The organism is Klebsiella sp. Q11 (assembly GCF_964241505.1).
GTDB lineage: Bacteria > Pseudomonadota > Gammaproteobacteria > Enterobacterales > Enterobacteriaceae > Klebsiella > Klebsiella michiganensis.
The window spans coordinates 38,014-54,880 of the sequence record NZ_CAXSXW010000007.1 but is presented as its reverse complement, the minus strand read 5'-3'; the positions used below and the strand labels follow the sequence as shown (position 1 = coordinate 54,880).

At 58.0% G+C, this 16,867-nt stretch carries 17 protein-coding genes and 2 pseudogenes; 6 read left to right on the top strand and 13 right to left on the bottom strand.

The features are described 5' to 3' along the window. Nucleotides 1-2: 2 nt before the first annotated feature. The 8 genes from ACESQ2_RS12850 to rppH form a co-directional block, all read right to left on the bottom strand. Entirely contained in the window at nucleotides 3-326 is a 324-nt protein-coding gene (locus tag ACESQ2_RS12850; protein ID WP_038423521.1) for a prepilin-type N-terminal cleavage/methylation domain-containing protein, read from the bottom strand. Beyond that, nucleotides 311-724 carry a DUF2509 family protein gene (locus tag ACESQ2_RS12845; RefSeq protein WP_046876743.1) on the bottom strand — a complete coding sequence of 138 codons (414 nt, stop codon included), beginning with the start codon at nucleotides 722-724 and terminating at the stop codon, nucleotides 311-313. The genes ACESQ2_RS12850 and ACESQ2_RS12845 overlap by 16 nt, the downstream gene beginning before the upstream one ends. Continuing rightward, nucleotides 721-1,284: a prepilin peptidase-dependent protein gene (locus tag ACESQ2_RS12840; protein ID WP_014226658.1), complete on the bottom strand. Its 564-nt coding sequence runs from the start codon at nucleotides 1,282-1,284 to the stop codon at nucleotides 721-723. The genes ACESQ2_RS12845 and ACESQ2_RS12840 overlap by 4 nt, the downstream gene beginning before the upstream one ends. Beyond that, nucleotides 1,275-1,742 carry a prepilin peptidase-dependent protein gene (locus ACESQ2_RS12835; RefSeq protein WP_032694704.1) on the bottom strand — a complete coding sequence of 156 codons (468 nt, stop codon included), beginning with the start codon at nucleotides 1,740-1,742 and terminating at the stop codon, nucleotides 1,275-1,277. Before ACESQ2_RS12835 ends, ACESQ2_RS12840 begins: the two co-directional genes overlap by 10 nt. Before the next feature lie 220 nt (nucleotides 1,743-1,962). After that, nucleotides 1,963-2,757, bottom strand: a complete 795-nt coding sequence (thyA, locus tag ACESQ2_RS12830) for a thymidylate synthase (protein WP_004124584.1) — start codon at nucleotides 2,755-2,757, stop codon at nucleotides 1,963-1,965. A 6-nt stretch (nucleotides 2,758-2,763) separates the two neighbouring features. Continuing rightward, nucleotides 2,764-3,639, bottom strand: a complete 876-nt coding sequence (lgt, locus tag ACESQ2_RS12825; RefSeq protein WP_049072045.1) for a prolipoprotein diacylglyceryl transferase — start codon at nucleotides 3,637-3,639, stop codon at nucleotides 2,764-2,766. Between the two features lie 295 nt (nucleotides 3,640-3,934). Then, nucleotides 3,935-6,181, bottom strand: a complete 2,247-nt coding sequence (gene ptsP / locus ACESQ2_RS12820; protein WP_014226660.1) for a phosphoenolpyruvate--protein phosphotransferase — start codon at nucleotides 6,179-6,181, stop codon at nucleotides 3,935-3,937. 12 nt (nucleotides 6,182-6,193) lie between these two features. Beyond that, a complete protein-coding gene (gene rppH / locus ACESQ2_RS12815) occupies nucleotides 6,194-6,724 on the bottom strand; it encodes an RNA pyrophosphohydrolase (protein WP_004124593.1) in 531 nt (176 codons plus the stop codon). Between the two features lie 453 nt (nucleotides 6,725-7,177). On the opposite strand from rppH, the pseudogene ACESQ2_RS12810 reads away from it, so the two are divergent. The 5 genes and pseudogenes from ACESQ2_RS12810 to ACESQ2_RS12790 form a co-directional block, all read left to right on the top strand. Continuing rightward, nucleotides 7,178-7,318, top strand: a pseudogene (locus tag ACESQ2_RS12810) (hypothetical protein); the annotation flags it as partial. 88 nt (nucleotides 7,319-7,406) lie between these two features. Further along, on the top strand, nucleotides 7,407-8,102 hold the full coding sequence (mutH, locus tag ACESQ2_RS12805; RefSeq protein ID WP_014226661.1) for a DNA mismatch repair endonuclease MutH: 696 nt from the start codon (nucleotides 7,407-7,409) through the stop codon (nucleotides 8,100-8,102). An 81-nt stretch (nucleotides 8,103-8,183) separates the two neighbouring features. Continuing rightward, on the top strand, nucleotides 8,184-8,897 hold the full coding sequence (locus tag ACESQ2_RS12800) for a TerC family protein (RefSeq protein WP_004105253.1): 714 nt from the start codon (nucleotides 8,184-8,186) through the stop codon (nucleotides 8,895-8,897). A 124-nt stretch (nucleotides 8,898-9,021) separates the two neighbouring features. Then, complete coding sequence (locus tag ACESQ2_RS12795; RefSeq protein WP_004105255.1) at nucleotides 9,022-9,240, top strand: YgdI/YgdR family lipoprotein; 219 nt, start codon at nucleotides 9,022-9,024, stop codon at nucleotides 9,238-9,240. Between the two features lie 237 nt (nucleotides 9,241-9,477). Then, the gene (locus ACESQ2_RS12790) at nucleotides 9,478-10,518 is read left to right on the top strand and encodes an NADP(H)-dependent aldo-keto reductase (RefSeq protein WP_014226662.1); all 1,041 of its coding nucleotides are present in this window, start codon (nucleotides 9,478-9,480) and stop codon (nucleotides 10,516-10,518) included. A gap of 139 nt (nucleotides 10,519-10,657) precedes the next feature. On the opposite strand, the gene lplT is transcribed toward ACESQ2_RS12790, so the two are convergent. The 3 genes and pseudogenes from lplT to ACESQ2_RS12775 form a co-directional block, all read right to left on the bottom strand. Beyond that, nucleotides 10,658-11,851 (bottom strand): lysophospholipid transporter LplT, encoded by a 1,194-nt coding sequence (gene lplT / locus ACESQ2_RS12785; RefSeq protein ID WP_049072049.1) that lies wholly within the window; start codon nucleotides 11,849-11,851, stop codon nucleotides 10,658-10,660. Then, nucleotides 11,844-14,003, bottom strand: a complete 2,160-nt coding sequence (gene aas / locus ACESQ2_RS12780; protein ID WP_049072052.1) for a bifunctional acyl-ACP--phospholipid O-acyltransferase/long-chain-fatty-acid--ACP ligase — start codon at nucleotides 14,001-14,003, stop codon at nucleotides 11,844-11,846. The genes lplT and aas overlap by 8 nt, the downstream gene beginning before the upstream one ends. A gap of 291 nt (nucleotides 14,004-14,294) precedes the next feature. Then, nucleotides 14,295-14,464, bottom strand: a pseudogene (locus tag ACESQ2_RS12775) (hypothetical protein); the annotation flags it as partial. 160 nt (nucleotides 14,465-14,624) lie between these two features. Here ACESQ2_RS12775 and galR point away from each other — a divergent pair. After that, complete coding sequence (galR, locus tag ACESQ2_RS12770; RefSeq protein ID WP_046876739.1) at nucleotides 14,625-15,641, top strand: HTH-type transcriptional regulator GalR; 1,017 nt, start codon at nucleotides 14,625-14,627, stop codon at nucleotides 15,639-15,641. On the opposite strand, the gene ACESQ2_RS12765 is transcribed toward galR, so the two are convergent. Then, a complete protein-coding gene (locus ACESQ2_RS12765) occupies nucleotides 15,602-16,081 on the bottom strand; it encodes a GNAT family N-acetyltransferase (RefSeq protein WP_046876738.1) in 480 nt (159 codons plus the stop codon). The genes galR and ACESQ2_RS12765 overlap by 40 nt on opposite strands. Further along, complete coding sequence (locus ACESQ2_RS12760; protein ID WP_004105268.1) at nucleotides 16,078-16,851, bottom strand: GntR family transcriptional regulator; 774 nt, start codon at nucleotides 16,849-16,851, stop codon at nucleotides 16,078-16,080. The genes ACESQ2_RS12765 and ACESQ2_RS12760 overlap by 4 nt, the downstream gene beginning before the upstream one ends. Between the last annotated feature and the right edge of the window lie 16 nt (nucleotides 16,852-16,867).

The window sequence follows — 16,867 nt, the reverse complement described above, 5'->3', positions numbered from 1 at the left end:
GGCTACTGACTGACCGGGCAGTGCAGCCGGGTCATCTGCGCCCGCCTGGCTGCGGGCATCGTGATCGTTACCGTGATGCTGACACATCTTTGCACCGATGTCTGCATGCGGGATACCTGGCGATTCGCGGGAATCACCGGTGGGCTAAGCTGACTGAATCGCCACGCATCGCGCCACAGTTGACGGTACTGGTTGAGCTGCATAAAGCCGTTGGCCAGCCCACGCTGATAGCCCGCCAGCGCAGTCACGGTTGCGATAAGCAAGACTAAAGCCAGCAGCGTTTCGGGCAGGCTAAACCCTCTCTGCCACCTCAGGGCATCTGGCATAGGCTTGCCTCCTTTAACGGGCAAAAATCGCTCCAGCCGTGAGGCGAAAAGCGGACGCGGTTTTGTTCGATTACGCCTGACTGCCACAGCAGTACGCCGCCGCCATCGCTGCCGCCAATCAGCAATACCGAGGCGTCGCTAAAGACTCGCAGGCAGGCGCGCCAGCCGAGCGCCGCGTTCTGCTGGCAGCTAACCGTTTCCTGAAGCGGCCAGACGAGCCCCTTTCCCCACTGCAGCGCGGAATGCGCATCAGCGGCATCGCCAAGCGCCCGCGTTTCGCTGGCCGTCTGCGCTAACAGCGAACGCTGCTGCTGGTGCAGCCCCTGGAGTAATAGCGTGCCGAGCGCTAACAGCAGCAGCACCATCAGCAGCGAAGAGAGCCCGCGCTGGCGATTCACAGGTTATATCCCGTTACGCCGTATTCCGCCCGCGCGCGGATTTGCGGGTCGGCGACCGAGTGCGCCGCAAGGGTAATCGATAATTCAGGTGCGAAGCCCGCCCTCTCCAGGCGCGTAACCTGAAACGCGGTGACCTGAATCGCCGCCGGGTTGGTCATTTTCTCCCAGCCTTTGCCGCTGCAGGCGCTTGCGCCGCGCAGGGTTTCCAGCGCGCCATCGCGCAGGCGAAACCCGGTGGTATCCGATTCCGATGACGGCGCGCTATTCCAGACGCCATCGCTGTTGCTATCCCAGCTCACCAGCAGGCAATCACCGCCCTCTGCGATATACAGCGCCTGCCCGTAACAGCGGCCGCGGCAGTATCCGGCGCGCTGCAGATGCTTCGCGACGGTGTAGATTCGCTGCCAGAGCTCATTTTCCAGCGACTGCTGCCGGGTCTGGCGAAGCGCGGCCCACTGCAGCGCCGGAAGAAAACGCGCGCTGCCGAGCAGCAGCACGGAGCTGATGGCCATCGCGATCAGCGTTTCCGGCAGGGAAAAGCCGCGCTGTTTTACAGACACGATGCCGTCTCCTCGCCGCGACACAGGCGGATGCGCCCCCAGTGAGAAACGATAATGTTCCAGCCGCCCGCCGCGCTTTGCAGGCGGATATGCCCGGCCCAGGCGGTATTACGCAGGCCATAAAACCCCAGCCCCGGCGTCATCGCGCTGAGCGAAACCTCCGGCCATAGCGGTTGCAGCGTGAAAGCGTCCCTGAGGAGACAGTCGGCCATCGCCCCGCTGGCGCTCAGGCACCAGCCCTCCGCGCTTTGGCCGACGCTTAATACCCTGTCGCGGTTGTGCCAGTTGGCGTCATCGCGTAGCAGCACCAGGTAGTCGCGGACCTGGCAGGCGGTTTGCCACAGGCGCTGCTGCCGTTGCCAGCTCTGCCAGCCGTACAGCCCGCTGGCGCCGAGAATGACGACCACGACCATGGTGAGCAGGGTTTCAATCAGGGTATAGCCATGTTCTCTGTTCATGGGCCGAGTATGCGGAGCATTGAGGCTTTATTCGAACGGTAAAATGCGGGTTTGCGGCACGCGCCGGAGAGTATTAAAGGCGTTGCAGCGGGTTTCAACAGTGCCGGAAATCTGCTCGCAAAAAAGCGTTCCGTTGGGGGAATAAAGCTGGTCGTCGGCTCGGCTGAGGCATAAAAAAACCGGCGCTCGCAGGCGCCGGTTTTTCGTCATCACTTCCGGGTTAAATCGCCACCGGCGCTTTAATCCCCGGATGCGGGTCGTAACCTTCGATTTCGAAGTCTTCAAAACGGTAGTCGAAAATCGATGCCGGCTTACGTTTGATCACCAGCTTCGGCAGCGCCCGCGGTTCGCGGCTCAGCTGCAGGTGCGTCTGCTCCATGTGGTTGCTGTACAGGTGCGTATCGCCGCCGGTCCAGACAAAATCGCCCACTTCGAGGTCGCACTGCTGCGCCACCATATGCACCAGCAGCGCGTAGCTGGCGATATTGAACGGCAGGCCGAGGAATACATCGCACGAGCGCTGATAGAGCTGGCAGGAGAGCTTGCCGTCGGCGACGTAGAACTGGAAGAACGCGTGGCACGGGGCCAGCGCCATTTTGTTCAGCTCGCCGACGTTCCATGCCGAGACGATAATCCGGCGAGAATCCGGGTCGTTTTTCAGCTGTTCCATCACCGTGCTGATCTGGTCGATATGACGGCCGTCCGGCGCGGGCCAGGAGCGCCACTGCTTACCGTAAACCGGCCCCAGATCGCCGTTTTCATCCGCCCATTCGTCCCAGATAGTGACGTTGTTTTCGTGCAGATACGCCACGTTGGTGTCACCCTGCAGGAACCACAGCAGTTCATGGATGATGGAGCGTAAATGACAGCGCTTGGTCGTCACCAACGGGAATCCTTCCTGCAGGTTAAAACGCATCTGGTGACCGAAGATGGAGACGGTGCCGGTACCGGTGCGGTCATTTTTTTGCGTGCCCTCATCGAGCACTTTCTGCATCAAATCAAGATACTGTTTCATGGTTCCTCAAGAATTTTGTTGCTGCGGACGACAACGGTACGCCCAGACCATCATGATGATACCCGCAAGCACCATCGGAATCGAAAGAATCTGCCCCATGCTGATGTACTGTACCCAGCCGCCGGTAAACTGGGCATCGGGCTGACGGAAGAACTCCACGATGATGCGGAACAGACCGTAGCCAATGAGGAACAGGCCGGAAACCGAACCGGCCGGACGCGGCTTGCGGATAAACAGGTTCAGTATCAGGAACAGCACTACGCCTTCCAGCGCCAGCTCATAGAGCTGCGAAGCATGACGCGGCAGCGCGCCGTAGGTATCGAACAGCGATTGCCACTCAGGATGCGACGGCAGCAGCGCCAGATCTTCCGCCCGAGAGCCGGGGAAAATCATGGTGTAGTGGAAGTTCGGATCGACGCGGCCCCACAGTTCACCGTTGATAAAGTTGCCCAGACGCCCGGCGCCGAGGCCAAACGGAATCAGCGGCGCAATGAAGTCGGAAACCTGGAAGAAGGTGCGCTTCGTGCGTTTGGCGAAAATGATCATCACCAGAATCACGCCGATCAGACCGCCGTGGAAGGACATACCGCCGTCCCAGACGCGGAACAGATAGAGCGGATCGTCGAGGAACACCGGCAGGTTGTAGAAGAAGACATAGCCAAGACGCCCGCCGAGGAAAACCCCGAGGAAGCCGGCGTACAGCAGGTTTTCAACTTCGTTTTTTGTCCAACCGCTGTCCGGACGATTGGCCCGACGGGTGGCCAACCACATCGCAAAAACAAACCCAACCAGGTACATCAGACCGTACCAGTGGAGGGAGACCGGTCCAATGGAAAAAATTACCGGATCAAACTCCGGAAAATGCAGGTAGCCACTATTCATCTGTCACCATAAACACTTGTTATTCCGCCGAAAGTGGACAGCGGGGATCGTTCGCGCGCGTCAGAAACGGGCGCTCCAAAGGCTGCGAATGATAGCATAAGCGCGAAGGGCGATCCGCGCCGGACATGTAAAAGATATGTATACGAATGCGAATTCGCGGCTGAGCATTCCCGGAGGCGGCGCGCTGCGCCTGTCCGGGCTACCCAACCCTCAGGCCGCCCGAACCTCGTCAGCGTAGTCTCGGGTCACGGCTAACGCCTTACCCGGGCTACAAATTAATGAACCGTAGCCCGCGCTAGCGGCCGCCGCGAATCAGGCCGCCGAGTCCGCGTCGCTCCATAAAAGCCGCGACCTGATGGCGCACTTCGGCGGTCATCTGCGCTTCCAGGCTACGCTGGGAAAGCTCCTGGGCTTCATTGATATCGATGCGCCGCAGCAAATACTTCACTCTCGCCACCGAACGACCGTTCATGGACAGATGACGATAGCCCATGCCAATCAGGATCGTCACGCACATCGGATCGCCCGCCATTTCGCCACACAGGCGCAGGTCGATTCCAAAACGCTCGGCGTCGCGGGCAATCATCGCCAGCGCCCGCAGTACCCCCGGATGCAGGCTGTCATACATACTGGCGACCCGGGTGTTGTTGCGATCCACCGCCAGAATGTACTGGGTCAGATCGTTGGTGCCAACCGAGATAAAATCAACGCGATTCGCCAGCTGCGGCAGCATAAAGACCATCGACGGCACTTCCAGCATCACGCCAAGACGCGGGCGGGGAATGGCGTAGCCGATCATCTCTTCCACTTCGCGGCTGGCGCGATCGATCAGGCGACGAGCCTCATCCACTTCATCCAGGCTGGTGACCATCGGTAGCAGGATGCTGAGGTTTCCGGTTGCCGCGTTGGCCCGCAGCATCGCGCGGACCTGTACCAGAAAGATCTCCGGCTGATCGAGCGTGATCCGAATACCGCGCCAGCCAAGGCACGGATTCTCTTCGCTGATCGGCATATACGGCAGCTGTTTATCCGCGCCGATGTCCAGCGTGCGCAGCGTCACCGATTTCTCGTTGAACATCTGCAGCATGCCCTGATACTGGGCAACCTGCTCCTCTTCGGAAGGGAAGCCGCTTTGCAGCATAAAGGGGATTTCGGTACGGTAAAGACCGATACCGTCGACGAAATTGCCGAGTTTTTCTTCATGCTCGGGGCTCAGGCCCGCGTTGAGCATGACTTTTACCCGCTCGCCGCTTTTCAGTTCGGAAGCGCGTTCAAGATCGTCCTCGGCCAGGCGGCTAAGCTCGTTCTCTTCGCTGATCAGGCGCTGATACTCTTGCAGCAGCACCGGCTCGGGATCGACCAGCAGCTCGCCGCGATAGCCATCGACAATCAGCGTATGGCCGTGCAGCAGCGAAGGCTGAATATCCGCCCCCATCACCGTCGGAATGCCCAGCGCACGCACCATAATCGCGGCGTGGGAGTTCGCCGCGCCATCGCGCACCACCACGCCGGCTAAACGATCCTGAGGAACCTCTGCTAAGGTGGTGGCCGACAGTTCATCCGCCACCAGCACGATGCGCTCCGGCCAGGTATTGGGCCCCTGGATACTGTCATCGAGATGGAAAAGCAGCCGCTGGCCCAGCGTGCGCAGATCGCCCGCGCGCTCTTTCAGATAGCCGTCGCTGAGCGCGGCAAACTGTTCGGCGAATTTCTCGATAATCTTCTTCACCGCCCATTCGGCCACCGCGCCTTTATCCACTTCAGCGAACAGCTCGCGGCGCAGGCGCGCGTCGGAAAGCAGGTGCGAATAGAGGTCAAAGATGGCCGCCGTCTCTTTCTGCGCGCCGGCAGCGTAGCGTTTGCTGTAGCGGCGAAACTCATTCGCCGCCTCTTCCAGCGCGCCGGTCAGCCGCTCGCGCTCGGAAGCGGTATCGAGCGTCGAGGCTTCATAAACCTGCTCCATCAGCGGCAGGCTGACGTCCATCCAGCCTTCGGCAATCGCCACGCCTGACGAGGCGGGCAGCGCGCGGATGCGGGTCTGACGATATTGACCAAACAGCGCGTTCAGCTGGGATTGAGAGAGAATGCCGGCGATTTGCGTGGCCAGGGTGACCAGGAAGGACTCTTCGCTTTCGTCAAACTGGCGCAGTTCGCGCTGCTGCACAACCAGCACGCCGAGCAGCTGACGCCGCTGGATAATCGGCACGCCGAGGAAGGCGCGAAAGCGGCCCTCTTTGACCGCGGGAATATATTTAAAGCTGGGGTGCTTTTGCGCGTCGGCGAGGTTAATAGGTTCGGCCAGGCGGCCAACCAGGCCCACCAGGCCTTCGTCAAAAGCGAGCGCAACGATGCGCCCGCGCGGCTTTTTCAACCCGCGCGTCGCCATCAGGTAATAACAGCGTCGGTCATTGTCAGCCAGATAAACCGAACAGACTTCCGTCTCCATCGCGGCGCAGATATCGGTGACCAGGATATCCAGCGCCTCGTTTAAACGCGGCGCACTCGCGACCTTCTCGACTATTTCTCGCAACCGAGTGAGCATAATGTGCGTGGCTTAACCTCTTTTACGTCGATATGCAGGCGCGCTTTGCGGCTTAGGCGTGCTTTCCGCCAGCGCCATGGTGACGCTGGCAAACTCTTTCATCACCCTGCGGTATACGTCGCGCTTAAACGACACCACCTGACGCACCGGGTACCAGTAGCTTACCCATCGCCAGCCATCAAACTCAGGTGTACTGCTGGTTTGCATATTGACATCCGCATCGCTGCCGATCAATTGCAGGAGAAACCACTTCTGTTTCTGGCCGATACATACCGGCTTTGTGTCCCAACGCACCAAACGTTTAGGCAATTTGTAACGCAACCAGTTACGGGTTGAAGCAAGGATCCGCACATCTTTACGGCTTAGCCCAACTTCTTCGAACAATTCCCGATACATCGCCTGCTCTGCTGATTCCCCTGGATTTATGCCCCCTTGCGGGAACTGCCACGAGTGCTGACCATAGCGCCTGGCCCACATAACCTGGCCCTGGCGATTACAGATTACAATACCGACATTTGGGCGGTAGCCATCGTCATCAATCACCGGACTACCTCAAAATAAGCTTCAATGTGAATGATTGTTTCACACTCGTTGGAAACGGTAAACCACTCTGTGAGGGGGATGAGATCGAATAACATTTGAATAACTCACAGTAATACCCGGAGTTATAAACAGCGAAAGCCATACCCGGACGATTTTATTCACTTTTTCTGTGGATAGAGTTGTGAAGAAGTACGGAATTAACCAGGGAAAACCCGGAATCATCCGAACAGCGTAGCGATAGCACCTGATTATAATGACCTAATTTTCATAAAGTTAGCATGTTAAAATTTCATAATTCACAGTATAACGTGACGATCATCACATAAGAGATCCTGGAACTGATGAAAGATCGAGCAATGTTGGTTTTATCCACAGATTACGCATATGCTCTGGGCATATTTTGTCTAAAAACTCGATTTTCATCTCACGTCAAGGCTGTAAATGGAAACAGTAGTGGGGCTTTTCCCCAGTTATCCCATTTTTCTGTGGATAACTGGGTGTAAGATCCTGTTCATTGTCGGTGACCAGTTCTGGAAAACCCGGTTTCACCATTTTCACAGCGGCAAAAAATCGCAAAAAAAACCATATGAATCATCAAATTGTCATACTTACTCAAGAAAAGGTAAACTCTATCCACAACGGATGAAATTACTGCTCACTTTTTAGTCAGAGGTTTTACGCTATGCCGACCATCGCGCCGCTCTTATCCCCCCCGCAAAGCCAGGAGCAGCTTCTGGCCCAGGCGCAGCAGCTGGCAGGCTATTCGCTGGGGGAGCTGGCCCAGCTTGCCGGAATTCCGATTCCGCGCGATTTAAAACGTGATAAAGGCTGGATCGGCATCCTGCTGGAGATATGGCTTGGCGCCAGCGCAGGCAGCAAGCCGGAGCAGGATTTCGCCGCCCTCGGCGTCGAGCTGAAAACCATCCCCATCGATTCATCAGGTCGCCCGCTGGAAACCACCTTTGTCTGCGTCGCGCCGCTGACCGGCAACAGCGGCGTCACCTGGGAGAGCAGCCACGTGCGTCATAAGCTCAAGCGGGTACTGTGGGTACCGGTAGAGGGCGATCGCGCGATTCCTTTGGCCGAACGCCGCGTCGGCGCACCGCTGCTGTGGAGCCCGAGCGAAGAAGAAGATCGCCAGCTGCGTATGGATTGGGAAGAGCTGATGGATCTGATCGTCCTCGGCCAGGTCGAGCGCATCACCGCCCGCCACGGCGAAGTGCTGCAGCTGCGCCCGAAAGCGGCCAACAGCAAAGCGCTGACCGAGGCGGTAGGCGCCCGTGGCGAACCGATCCTCACCCTACCGCGCGGTTTCTATCTGAAGAAAAACTTTACCGCCGCCCTGCTCGCCCGCCATTTCCTTCTCTCCTCGAAATAACGGCCTGGAGATGATTAATTTTTTGTTCTGCCGTGGCGGTTGCATATAATCGCATCTTTCTATTTTGCAGGACTTTGAACGATGTTATTTGCATGGGTAACCGATCCTAACGCCTGGCTGGCGCTTGGTACGCTGACGCTGCTGGAGATAGTGCTCGGGATCGATAATATTATTTTCCTCTCTCTGGTGGTGGCAAAACTGCCCACAGCGCAACGGGCCCACGCCCGCCGTATTGGGCTGATGGGGGCGATGATCATGCGTCTGGCGCTGCTGGCGTCAATCGCGTGGGTCGTCAAGCTCACTAATCCTCTCTTTACCGTGCTAGGCCAGGAGATCTCGTTTCGCGATCTGATCCTCCTGCTGGGCGGGCTATTCCTGATCTGGAAGGCGAGTAAAGAAATTCACGAATCCATTGAAGGCGAAGAAGAAGGGCTGAAAACCAACGTCCATTCATTTATGGGCGCCATCGTGCAGATTATGCTGCTGGATATTATTTTCAGCCTCGATTCGGTGATCACCGCCGTCGGACTGTCGGACCATCTGTTTATTATGATGGCGGCAGTGGTTATCGCGGTGCTGGTGATGATGGTTGCCGCCCGTTCGATAGGCGATTTTGTTGACCGCCATCCTTCGGTGAAAATGCTGGCGCTGTCGTTTTTGATCCTCGTCGGCTTCACGCTGATGCTCGAAAGTTTCGACGTGCACGTGCCGAAAGGCTACATCTATTTCGCGATGTTCTTTTCGATTGCGGTTGAAAGTCTCAACCTGCTGCGCAATAAAAAAAATCCGCTGTAGCCCGCTAAAATGCAGCCCTGAAACGGGCTGCAATTCTTTTTTAAGACTTAACTGCTTTTTATGTCTCACAAATCAGGCTATTAATATACTGGTACGAGGTGCGGCTATAATAGGGGTGATAGCGATGAAAAAATGGGCAGTATTGATTTCCGCCGTAGGACTGGCGTTCTCGGTTTCCGGTTGCAGCAGCGATTACGTCATGGCAACCAAAGATGGTCGCATGATTCTGACCGACGGCAAACCCGCCATAGACGACGACACCGGCCTTATCAGCTACGAAGATCAGCAGGGTAATAAAATGCAGATCAATCGTGACGACGTTTCGCAGATTATTAAACGTTAAGTCCCGCCGTCAGGTCGCGATTTAGCGTTTTATCGCACCGTTGAGCAGCGTTCTTTATTCTTCAGCATTCAGAGAAAAGTCGGGATAAACCTGATCTGTCCGCGAGGATTCATCAGGCCGGATTCCGTCAGCCCGGCTTTTTTGATTTTTTTACTTCCCCTTTTTCTCCCCCTCTGCCATTTTTATATTCCTTTGTCGGGGAACGCCTGACCTTGTTGATAAAAAAGGAAGCCGGCTATGCAGTATCACCGTATCCCACACAGTTCTCTTGAAATCAGCACGCTGGGGCTGGGCACAATGACGTTTGGTGAGCAGAATAGCGAGGCAGACGCGCACGAGCAGCTCGATTACGCGGTGAGTCAGGGCATTAACCTGATTGACGTCGCGGAAATGTATCCCGTCCCGCCGCGCCCGGAAACCCAGGGCCTGACGGAAACCTACGTCGGTAACTGGCTGGCGAAGCGCGGCAATCGCGAAAAGCTGATTATCGCCTCTAAAGTGAGCGGCCCTGCCCGCAATAACGACAGCAGCATTCGTCCTGACCACAAGCTGGATCGTAAAAATATCCGCGAGGCGCTGCACGACAGCCTGAAGCGCCTGCAGACCGATTATCTCGACCTCTATCAGGTACACTGGCCGCAGCGCCCGACCAACTGTTTCGGCAAGCTGGGCTACACCTGGGCCGATTCCGCCCCGGTCGTCACCCTGCTGGATACGCTGGACGCGCTGGCCGAATTCCAGCGCGCCGGCAAGATTCGCTATATCGGGGTCTCTAACGAAACGGCGTTTGGCGTGATGCGCTATCTTCATCTGGCGGACAAGCACGACCTGCCGCGCATCGTGACGATCCAGAACCCGTACAGCCTGGTGAACCGCAGCTTTGAAGTGGGCCTGGCGGAAGTTAGCCAGTATGAAGGCGTGGAGCTGCTGGCCTATTCCTGCCTGGCGTTCGGCACGCTGACCGGGAAATACCTCAACGGCGCAAAACCGGCAGGCGCGCGCAATACGCTGTTCAGCCGTTTTACGCGCTACAGCGGCGAGCAGACGCAAAAAGCGGTGGCGGCCTATGTCGATATCGCGAAGCGGCACAACCTTGACCCGGCGCAGATGGCGCTGGCCTTCGTACGTCGTCAGCCGTTTGTCGCCAGCACCCTGCTGGGCGCGACCACCATGGAGCAGCTGAAAACCAACGTCGAAAGCCTGCATCTGGAGCTGAGCGCAGAGGTTTTAGCCGAGATTGAAGCGGTGCATCAGGTTTATACCTACCCGGCACCGTAAGGCCGTAAAAGCTCCCGGATTGCGGCTAATGCCTTATCCGGGCGACTCCCTTTCCCGGAGGCGATGCTACGCATCTGTCCGGGCTACAAGTTTGTGCGGTTTGTAGCCCGGACAGGCGCGACGCGCCGCCTCCGGGAGATTATTTACGCCGTCCCCAAATCCACAGGGCAGTAATCGCCAGGGCGAACACCACGCCAAAGCCAATCCCTACGCCGACGACAGGAATACCGATGCTCACCGCCAGCGAATAGAGGCCCAGCATCAGCAGCATCGCCACGTTTTCGCCGAGGTTCTGCACCGCGATAGCGTTGCCCGCGCCGACCGTATGTTTCCCTCGCTCCTGCAGCAGGGCGTTAAGCGGCACGATAAAGAAGCCGCCGAACGCGCCGAGCAGCAGCAGCAGGGCAAAAGCCGGCAGCAGCGCCTGCTGGATGGCGAAAAAGATGACCGCCACGCCAATCAATATCCCGGCGGGCATGCAGCGCGACACCGTTTCCAGCGTCACCAGCTTCGCCGCCGCGCCGGCTCCCAGCACAATCCCCACCGCCACCATCGCGTTAAGGTAGGTCGGCATGGCGTTGCTGGTAATGCCCAGCGCCGCCGGCACCCACAGCACCAGCAGGAAGCGCAGCGTCACGCCCGCCCCCCAGAACAGGCTGGTGCCGACTAACGAAAAGCGGGTCTCACCGTTGCGCCATAGCGTCGTACAGGCGCTAAAGAAGCTGTGGGTCATCGGCCTGAAGCGCCATGATTGCCCGGGACGCGCCGCCGGCAGCTTCGGGATCCACAGGTTGGCGACCACCGCGCCGGCGTACACCACCGCGCAGACGCCGAGCGCCACCATGATATGCCAGTCCGCCAGGATACCGCCCGCCATCGAGCCGAGCAGGATCGCCGCAATGGTCGAGGACTCCATCAGGCCGTTCGCTTTCACTAACTTATCGCCGGTGGTCAGCTCGCCGAGGATGCCGTATTTAGCCGGAGAATAGGCGGCAGCGCCGATGCCCACCAGCGTATAGCCAGCAAACGGATTCACGCCAAAGCAGATGCACCCCGCGCCGATCAGCTTCAGGCCGTTCGCCACCATCATCACCCGTCCTTTGGCAAAGCTATCGGCAAACTGTCCGACAAACGGCGCGAAGAGAATGTAAGCGCCCACAAACAACATCTGTAATACCGGTTGACTCCACTCCGGGTAGAACAGCTGCTTCATCAGCGCCAGGGTGGCGAACAACAGCGCGTTATCGCCAAACGCCGAAAGAAACTGGGCGCAGATAACCGCCATCATCCCTTTCGAATACAGCGACGTGTTAGTGTGTACTGACTCACTCATCCGAACCTTCCGCCTGTTCAACCATGCCTTTAAGGGTGACAAAGTCCGGCTTGCCGCTGCCCAGTACCGGGAGCTGCTTCAGCCAGCGAATGTCGCGCGGTACCGCCAGCTCCGGTACGCCGTGTTCACGGGCATAGCGCAGCAGTTTTTCACGATTCAGTTCATTATCGGTGGTAAACAGCACCAGCGCCTCGCCTTTGCTGGCATCCTGTTTAATCGCCGTGGCGTGCATTTTGTCCGGCGAAACCGCCAGCGCCACCTGCTCGACCATCTCCAGCGACACCATCTCACCGGCGATTTTGGCAAAGCGCTTCGCGCGGCCCTGAATCCGCACATAGCCCTGTTCGTCAAAGCTGACGATATCCCCGGTGTCATACCAGCCGGCCTCGACTACGCCGTGCTGGTTTTCCGCCGCGGGCGCTTCCAGCACGCCGGGATTTTCCACCCGCAGATAGCCGTTCATGATGTTCGGCCCTTTAAGCTGTAAACGGCCCCCCTCTTCAATACCGGGCATGGCCAGCAGACGCGCGTCCATCCCCGGCAGAATGCGGCCAACGGTGCCCACTTTCGCCGCCATCGGCACGTTGATCGATACCACCGGCGCGCATTCGGTGACGCCGTAGCCTTCAAGAATGCGCAGGCCAAACTTGTCCTGCCAGATCTGCTTTGTGCTCTCCTGCAGCTTCTCCGCCCCGGCGACAACGTAACGCAGGCGATAAAAATCATACGGATTCGCAAAGCGGGCATAGTTGCCAAGGAAGGTGGAGGTGCCGAACAGCACGGTACAGTTGCGGTCATATACCAGCTCCGGCACCACGCGGTAGTGCAGCGGGCTGGGATAGAGGAAGACCTCCGCGCCGGTAAACAGCGGCGTCAGCAGGCCGACCGTCAGGCCAAAGGAGTGAAACAGCGGCAGCGCCGACATAAAGCGGTCGTTAGCGGTAAAGTCGGCAATGGTTTTAATCTGCTCGACGTTGGCCAACAGGCTTTTATGGCTATGCACGACCCCTTTCGGATTGCCTTCCGAGCCGGAGGTAAACAGAATCATCGCCGCGTCTTCCGGCTGCTGCGTAACCTGCGCCAGCTTCGGCATCAGCAGATGGCCAAAAATCCACAGCTTATCGGCGGCGGTAACCTCGCCTTTTAAATCTTCGAGAAATACCCAGCGCACCTGCGTCAACTGCTCCGGCAGGTGCCAGAGCTTGCCTTTATCGAGGAAGGTGCGGGAGGTAAAGATGGTTTTGATTTCCGCCGCGGTAATGGCGCTGCTCAGGCCTTTGACCCCGGCGGTATAGTTCATCATCGCCGGGATTCGTCCGCGGGCGATCGCGCCAAAAATCACCGCCGCGCTTATTCCGGCGTTCGGCAGCATCAGGCCGATTTTTTCGCCCTGGGCACTGTATTTTTCCAGAATGCGCGCCACGAAGAGGGTTTTGGTCAGCAGCTTACGGTAGGTGTCCGGCTGAAAATTGATATCTTCCACGCAGCGTTTGTGCGCGCCGAAGCGGTCCTGGGCCGCCAGCAGCGACTCATACAGCGTTTCGCGCGGGCGCACCGCCATCCGCGCCTCCATCATGATCTGATGCAGCATTTCACCGGCAATTTTACGCCGGTCGCGGGCGCGCGGCGCATCGGGCATCGGCAGATGCGTCGGCGGCAGCAGATGCAGCTGAATGCGCGGGAACAGGCGGCGCTTAACCAGCCCCTTCAGGCGGCTAAAGGGGGTTAGTTCAGCACCTTCGATTCTCAGCGGCACGATGGTCGCCTGCGACTTCGCCGCCACAAAGGCGGCGCCGTCGTAAATTTTCATCAGCGAACCGCTCACCGAGATCCGCCCTTCCGGGAAAATCACCACCGGGCGCCCCTGCTCAATCAGGCGGACCAGATGTTTTATCGACATCGGTTTGGTCGGGTCCAGCGGCACAAAATCAATAATCGGCTTTAGCGCGCGCATAAACCAGCGATCGCTGATTGAGGAATAGACCGCGAACACCGGGCGCACCGGCAGGAAAAGCGCCAGCAGTACGCCGTCAATAAAGGAGACATGGTTTGGCGTAATCAGCACCTTGTGCTGGTGCAGCGCCTGGGGGTCACCGGTTAACTTGACCCGGTACAATCCTTTGAAAAGTAGTCTGAAAAATCCCAAAAGCATAACAACTCCGTTTGACCGGTTAATCAGTCAAAGCAGGTTACATGAGAAGGGACGGAAAATGCACCAGGAGGAGCGGAATTCAGGACAAAAAAACCTGCGCATCCGCGCAGGTCGGTGCAAGATAATCAGTACGAAAAGCGTACTTAAAAAACTCACCAATCAATACCTCTGGGATCCTGATTGTCTCGTTTTTCCCGCCGCCGGCGCCAGCCATAAAACGCAAGGGAATGAGCCTAAGTGCAACCAGTTATTACTTTTTTCGTGAACTGTAACAACGGCTAACGGCGGGCAAAAAAAAACCTGCGCATCTGCGCAGGCTGGTGTAATTAAGTGGTCAACCTGAAGTTGACTCCACCTATCAATACCTCTGGGATAGCCAGAGTATCAATGCAATGAATGGGTAAACCAGCGAACATTCGCAACAGCCAATCGCAAAGTGTAAGCAAAGGTGTGAATTGTCCGTTCCCGGAATCATTCTCCGCTCCCCTGTGGGTAACTATTTCACCCGCAACGCTAATCTGCGTCACAATTGCATTAACCCAAAAGTACCAACCCTTGAATCTGCCGCGCTTTCCCGTAACATAAATGCCATGTAAACGCTTACCCTAAAAAAGGCCTGGTATGGCGACTATTAAGGATGTAGCCCGGCTCGCAGGAGTCTCCGTCGCTACCGTCTCCCGCGTTATTAACAATTCACCGAAAGCCAGCGAAGCCTCGCGCCAGTCGGTAGGCGCCGCGATGGAAACGCTAAATTATCACCCCAACGCCAACGCCCGCGCGCTGGCGCAGCAGTCAACGGAAACCGTCGGCCTGGTGGTGGGCGATGTCTCCGACCCCTTCTTCGGCGCGATGGTGAAAGCCGTCGAGCAGGTCGCCTACAATACCGGCAATTTTTTGCTGATCGGTAACGGCTATCACAACCTCCATAAAGAGCGCCAGGCGATTGAACAGCTGATTCGCCACCGCTGCGCGGCGCTGGTGGTCCACGCAAAAATGATCCCCGATGACGAACTGGCCTCGCTGATGCAGCAAATCCCCGGCATGGTGCTGATTAACCGCATCCTGCCCGGCTTCGAGCAGCGCTGCGTGGCGCTGGATGACCGCTACGGCGCATGGCTCGCGACCCGCCACCTGATTCAGCAGGGGCACACCCGCATCGGCTATCTCTGCTCTAATCACGCTATTTCCGATGCTGAAGACCGCCTGCAGGGCTACTGGGCAGCGTTAAAAGAGAGCGATCTGCCGTGCAACGATCGCCTGGTGACCTTTGCCGAGCCCGATGAGAGCGGCGGAGAACAGGCGATAACCGAGCTGCTGGGCCGCGGCAGGAATTTCAGCGCCGTCGCCTGCTATAACGACTCGATGGCCGCCGGCGCGATGGGCGTATTAAACGATAACGGGATTGATGTGCCGCGTGAGATTTCGCTGATTGGCTTTGATGACGTGCTGATTTCGCGCTACGTGCGCCCACGTCTGACCACCGTACGCTATCCGATTGTCACCATGGCGACGCAGGCCGCGGAGCTGGCGTTAGCGCTGGCGGAGCATCGCCCGCCGCCGGAGATTACCCACCTTTTCAGCCCCACGCTGGTCCGCCGTCACTCGGTGATTGCGCCCCTCGACAGCGATAAATTGTAGCGGTATAAACTGACGGCGCTGGCCGGATAATCCAGGCCTTCGCCGATATACTGCCAGCCAAAACGCTCATAAAAATCGCGGCAGGCGGAGTAGAGAAATAGCTCGGTATAGCCCTGCGCTCTGGCATATCCGATGACGTGCTGCTGTAGTTTTCCCGCCAACCCCTGCCCGCGCGCCTCAGGCGCCACGTAGAGCGCCGCCATCCACGGATAGAGATCCTGACGGCTGATTAAATCGCAGCGCCACAGGCCGACGGTGCCCAGCAGCCTCTCGCCCTCCACGGCCACAAAGGTAATGGGCAGCGCTCCCGGCGTCTGGCTATGTTCGACAATGCTGGCGAAGAACGCCCGCGGCAGCGCGTCAGCGCCAAACGCTCGCCAGAGCCACTCCGTCACGCATGAAGCGTGCTGCGGCGCAGCGTAGAGGGGGTGAATAATCATACCAGCTTTCCCTGAAAAATCGGTACCGATTCAAAGAGATAGCCGTCAAAGTCCGGCGCGTCTTCATCGGAGAGCTCCAGCAGGCTGTTTTTGACATTTTCAAGATGCTGCCACATTGCCTGCCAGGCCCCCATCACATCGCGTCGGCGCAGGGCGGCGAGCAGCGTTTGCCGGTCCCCGAGCCACTTCAGCCGGTACGCCCGGCTGGCGATATGCACGTTGAACTGCTGCCACAGCGGGCTGCTGTCCATCTGCAGCCAGATGCGCTCAACCGTCGCCAACAGCATCTGATTTTGCGTCGCGCCGGCCAGCACCAGGTGAAACAGCCGGGCGTTATCCTGGCTGGTATCGTTGGCGGCAATCGCCCGCTGTTCCTGCTCGATAATCCGCTTCAGGTTATCGATATCGGCGCGGGTGGCCATTTTGGCGGCAAAAGCGGCGATATTGCTCTCCAGCAGCTGGCGGGCCTGCAGGATTTCGAACGGCCCGACGTCGCTGCTTAGCATCTGTTCTTCCTCGCTATCGTCCTCGTGCGGGATGCGCATCACGTACACCCCGGAGCCCTGGCGAATGTCGACCGTCCCCTGCAGCTCCAGCATCAGCAGCGCTTCGCGGACGATGGTCCGGCTCACGCCGTAGGTCTCGGCGATATTGCGTTCCGGCGGCAGGCGCGACCCGATGGGATAGCGCCCCTGCGCAATCTGTGCGCGTAAATCATCACCTATTTCCTGGTAGGGTTTCTTTTCCGGCGGAATGATAGCCTTCTCCACAATATCACCTGTGCGT

Excerpts from the sequence above, each read along its gene's own strand:
- ACESQ2_RS12790 (WP_014226662.1), top strand. The coding sequence starts at position 9,478 with ATGCAGTATCACCGTATCCCACACAGTTCTCTTGAAATCAGCACGCTG.
- lgt (WP_049072045.1), bottom strand. The coding sequence starts at position 3,639 with ATGAATAGTGGCTACCTGCATTTTCCGGAGTTTGATCCGGTAATTTTT.
- ACESQ2_RS12795 (WP_004105255.1), top strand. The coding sequence starts at position 9,022 with ATGAAAAAATGGGCAGTATTGATTTCCGCCGTAGGACTGGCGTTCTCG.
- thyA (WP_004124584.1), bottom strand. The coding sequence starts at position 2,757 with ATGAAACAGTATCTTGATTTGATGCAGAAAGTGCTCGATGAGGGCACG.
- aas (WP_049072052.1), bottom strand. The coding sequence starts at position 14,003 with ATGCTTTTGGGATTTTTCAGACTACTTTTCAAAGGATTGTACCGGGTC.
- ACESQ2_RS12800 (WP_004105253.1), top strand. The coding sequence starts at position 8,184 with ATGTTATTTGCATGGGTAACCGATCCTAACGCCTGGCTGGCGCTTGGT.
- galR (WP_046876739.1), top strand. The coding sequence starts at position 14,625 with ATGGCGACTATTAAGGATGTAGCCCGGCTCGCAGGAGTCTCCGTCGCT.
- lplT (WP_049072049.1), bottom strand. The coding sequence starts at position 11,851 with ATGAGTGAGTCAGTACACACTAACACGTCGCTGTATTCGAAAGGGATG.
- ptsP (WP_014226660.1), bottom strand. The coding sequence starts at position 6,181 with ATGCTCACTCGGTTGCGAGAAATAGTCGAGAAGGTCGCGAGTGCGCCG.
- mutH (WP_014226661.1), top strand. The coding sequence starts at position 7,407 with ATGCCGACCATCGCGCCGCTCTTATCCCCCCCGCAAAGCCAGGAGCAG.
- ACESQ2_RS12850 (WP_038423521.1), bottom strand. The coding sequence starts at position 326 with ATGCCAGATGCCCTGAGGTGGCAGAGAGGGTTTAGCCTGCCCGAAACG.
- ACESQ2_RS12765 (WP_046876738.1), bottom strand. The coding sequence starts at position 16,081 with ATGATTATTCACCCCCTCTACGCTGCGCCGCAGCACGCTTCATGCGTG.
- ACESQ2_RS12835 (WP_032694704.1), bottom strand. The coding sequence starts at position 1,742 with ATGAACAGAGAACATGGCTATACCCTGATTGAAACCCTGCTCACCATG.